We start from the raw sequence: 3,724 nt of genomic DNA, 5'->3' as shown, positions 1-3,724 counted from the left end.
ATTGAACTCAAGCGCCACCATGTGAGGCTCAGCCATTACATCGCGGCGCGCTTGCCCAAACTCATGGTGGACCCCATCCTGATCGAGCAAGTGCTGATCAATTTGATGAAGAATGCGGCCGAATCGATTGCGCAATCCAATCTGCCCACCGCCCGTCGCAGCGTTGAGTTGCGCGTGGTGCCCAAGCAGACTGAAGACCAGAGCGTGGTGGAGTTCTCGGTACTCGACTCGGGGCTGGGCCTGTCACCCGAAGTCATGACCCGGCTGTACGAGGCGTTCTACTCCACCAAGGCGGAAGGGATGGGAATAGGTCTGAAACTGTGCCGCAGCATTGTTGAATCTCACCAGGGCCGGATGGAAGCCGTCAACCTCTACAATGGCGACGAAATGGTGGGGTGCAGGTTTACTTTCTGGATTCCCGTGACGCCCCCGCATTCACACGCGGCCGCAGCCAGCGAGAGCGGCGCAGGAAAAGACGCCGGCGTTCACTGAAGCCATTCCAAAAGTTCATTGAGACAACGTTTACGAAGAAAGTATGGCATGAGCTTGATTCCGAAAAAAGGTACGGTCTACGTCGTCGATGACGACGAGGGCGTACGCGACTCCCTGCAATGGCTGCTTGAAGGCAAGGATTACCGGGTGCGCTGCTACGACTCGGCGGAAAGCTTTTTGAGCCGCTATGACGCGCGCGAAGTGGCTTGCCTGATCGTCGACATCCGCATGGGCGGCATGACCGGCCTGGAACTGCAGGACCGCCTGGTTGAACGCAAGTCGCCGCTGCCCATCGTCTTCATCACCGGCCATGGCGACGTGCCCATGGCGGTGAACACCATGAAGAAGGGCGCCATGGACTTCATCCAGAAGCCTTTCCAGGAAGATGCGCTGCTCAATCTGGTCGAGCGCATGCTGGAGCAGGCCAAGGAAGTCTTCAGCGACCACCAGCAGTCCGCCAGCCGTGACGCCCTGCTGGCCAAGCTCACCTCGCGCGAAGCACAGGTGCTGGAGCGCATCGTCGCGGGTCGCCTGAACAAGCAGATTGCCGACGACCTGGGGATCAGCATCAAGACGGTGGAAGCGCACCGCGCCAACATCATGGAAAAGCTCAACGCCAATACCGTGGCCGATTTGCTCAAGACAGCACTGGGCTCCAGCGCCCCCAAAGCCTGAGCCCGGGAAGTTTTTTTGCTATTTTCTTGATAGCTACTTGCGCCCGTGGTTCCTGGACCAGCGGGCGTTTTTACTTGTATAACTGAAAAAATGACTGCACAACTCATTGACGGCAACGCCCTCTCCAAACAACTGCGTGCCGAAGTCGCCCAGCGCGCCGCCGCCCTGCGTGCGCGCGGCATCACACCGGGCCTGGCGGTGCTGCTGGTGGGTGAAAATCCTGCCAGCCAGGTCTATGTGCGCAACAAGGTCAAGGCCTGCGACGACAGCGGCGTGCATTCGCTGCTGGAACGCCACCCTGCCACGCTGTCCGAGGCGGACCTGCTGGCCCGCATCGACGCACTGAATCAGGACCCGGCCATTCACGGCATTCTGGTTCAGCTGCCGCTGCCGCCTCACATCGACGCCCAGAAAGTCATTGAAGCGATTTCACCCGCCAAGGACGTGGACGGTTTTCACGTTGCCAGCGCGGGCGCGCTCATGGTGGGTCAGCCCGGTTTCTGGCCCTGCACGCCCTACGGCTGCATGAAGATGCTGGAAAGCATAGGCTACGACCTGCGCGGCAAGCACGCCGTCGTCATAGGCCGCAGCAACATCGTGGGCAAGCCCATGGCGCTGATGCTGCTGCAAAAAAATGCCACCGTGACGATTTGCCACAGTGCGACCAAAGACCTCAAAGCCATGACGCTGCAGGCGGACGTGATCGTGGCCGCCGTCGGCAAGCAAAAGGTGCTGACCGCCGACATGGTGAAACCGGGCGCCGTGGTCATTGACGTCGGCATGAACCGCAACGAAGAAGGCAAGCTCTGCGGCGATGTGGACTTCGAGGGCGTCAAAGAAGTGGCCGGCTACATCACACCGGTGCCCGGCGGCGTCGGCCCCATGACCATCACCATGCTGCTGGTCAACACGCTGGAAGCCGCCGAGCGTAGCCAGCCCTGACGATCGAAGGGAAGGGCTTGCGCCCGGCCCGCTCAGTCCGCTTAAACCGTGTCAGCGGGTTGACGGGACAAGCGCCACAGGGTGAGTCCAGCGCACAGCCACTGACCGAGCAGCATCGCGCTGCCCAGGCCATGCCATAACCGGAGGTTGCCGCCCTCAGCCCGCGCGCTGACAATACGCGGCGCCACGCCAAACTCGACCAGCAAGGCCAGCAGCAACCCTGCAACTACAAATTTAATAGCAACTTGCGCCCACTGCGCATGGGCTGCAGGGTCTTTTTTGTTTAAAACCAGCAGCAACATCAACAGCGCGCAAGCGGTGCTGAGCCAAGTCTGTGCGGTAAAAAGTTTGGCCGCCATGGCGCCAGCTGCGGCAGGACTGCCCAGCTGCATGAACAGCAGGGGCACCACGACAAAGCCCAAACCCGTCAGGCTGCCCCACCAAAGGGCCGCAGCCAAAAGTGCAACACGCTGGCGTATCGGCGGATGCATTAAATGTAGTGAACGGCCACGATTTCGTAGCGCCTGACGCCGCCCGGTGCCACCACCTCGGCGGTATCACCCTCTTCCTTGCCAATCAGGGCGCGGGCAATCGGAGAGCCGATGTTGACCAGTCCCAGCTTGATGTCCGCTTCGTCTTCACCCACGATCTGGTAGGTCACGCTGTCGCCCGTGGCCTCGTCTTCCAGCTTGACGGTGGAGCCAAACACCACCCGATTACCGGCCTCGAACGATGAAGGGTCAATGATCTGGGCCGTTGACAACTTGCCTTCAATTTCCTGGATACGGCCTTCAATAAACCCCTGGCGGTCTTTGGCCACCTCGTACTCGGCGTTTTCGCTCAAATCGCCCTGTGCACGCGCTTCGGAAATCGAGTTGATGACCCAAGGGCGTTCAACGGTCTTGAGCTGGTGCAATTCAGCCTTGAGCTTTTCGGCCCCGCGCTTGGTAATAGGTAAGGTTGTCATTTTTTACTCCTGCAAAAGCGAAACCGCCACCAGTCAACTGGCGGCGGCGTGTTCTCTCGAAATTAAGTTTAATGCAAATACAGCGCAATCAAACCAGTAATTCGACCGGTCGATGATCTGGCGCTAAATCATTCACCCAGAAACTCAAACCAACTGCGCATGAAGCTCCTGAATGGAATACACGCTCAGGTTGTCCAGGTACTTCATGCCTTCCACCGCCGCTTCAGCACCGGCAATCGTGGTGAACGTCGTCACGCGGGCCAGCAGTGCCGAGGTACGGATCTGCCGCGAATCGGCAATCGCATTGCGACGCTCCTCGACGGTATTGATAACCAGCGCAATCTCGTTGTTCTTGATCATGTCCACGACATGCGGCCGGCCTTCGGTCACCTTGTTGACGATGCCGCAGGCAATGCCGGCGGCGTTGATGGCCGCCGCTGTGCCTTTGGTGGCCACCAGATCAAACTTGAGATCAACCAGTGCACGCGCCACGTCCACTGCGCGTGCCTTGTCGTTGTTCTTCACCGTCAGGAAGACTTTTCCGCCACTCGGCAGCTTGGTGCCGGCACCGATTTGCGACTTCACAAAGGCCTCGCCAAAGGTCTTGCCGACGCCCATCACCTCGCCGGTGGACTTCATCTCGGGGCC

At 59.6% G+C, this 3,724-nt stretch carries 5 protein-coding genes and 1 pseudogene; 3 read left to right on the top strand and 3 right to left on the bottom strand.

Features of this window, described 5'->3' with window-relative positions; translation table 11 throughout:
- From Q8K05_RS08680 to folD, 3 genes are all read left to right on the top strand, one after another.
- Positions 1–492 (top strand): sensor histidine kinase (locus Q8K05_RS08680; RefSeq protein WP_305246232.1); only part of this gene is annotated, 492 nt, incomplete at its 5' end.
- A gap of 48 nt (positions 493–540) precedes the next feature.
- Positions 541–1,167 carry a response regulator transcription factor gene (locus Q8K05_RS08675; RefSeq protein WP_305246231.1) on the top strand — a complete coding sequence of 209 codons (627 nt, stop codon included), beginning with the start codon at positions 541–543 and terminating at the stop codon, positions 1,165–1,167.
- Positions 1,168–1,257: 90 nt separating this feature from the next.
- Positions 1,258–2,109 (top strand): bifunctional methylenetetrahydrofolate dehydrogenase/methenyltetrahydrofolate cyclohydrolase FolD, encoded by an 852-nt coding sequence (gene folD / locus Q8K05_RS08670; protein WP_305246230.1) that lies wholly within the window; start codon positions 1,258–1,260, stop codon positions 2,107–2,109.
- A 41-nt stretch (positions 2,110–2,150) separates the two neighbouring features.
- Here folD and Q8K05_RS08665 read toward each other — a convergent pair whose 3' ends face one another.
- The 3 genes and pseudogenes from Q8K05_RS08665 to carB all read right to left on the bottom strand — a co-directional run.
- Complete coding sequence (locus tag Q8K05_RS08665; RefSeq protein WP_305246229.1) at positions 2,151–2,600, bottom strand: DUF4149 domain-containing protein; 450 nt, start codon at positions 2,598–2,600, stop codon at positions 2,151–2,153.
- Complete coding sequence (greA, locus tag Q8K05_RS08660) at positions 2,600–3,076, bottom strand: transcription elongation factor GreA (protein ID WP_305246228.1); 477 nt, start codon at positions 3,074–3,076, stop codon at positions 2,600–2,602. Before greA ends, Q8K05_RS08665 begins: the two co-directional genes overlap by 1 nt.
- A 144-nt stretch (positions 3,077–3,220) precedes the next feature.
- Positions 3,221–3,724: pseudogene (gene carB / locus Q8K05_RS08655) on the bottom strand (carbamoyl phosphate synthase large subunit); the annotation flags it as partial.

Source organism: Polaromonas sp. (genome assembly GCF_030682935.1).
Lineage (GTDB): Bacteria > Pseudomonadota > Gammaproteobacteria > Burkholderiales > Burkholderiaceae_C > Polaromonas.
Note: the sequence above shows the minus strand (reverse complement) of the source record. Positions and strands in the feature narration are given on the sequence as shown.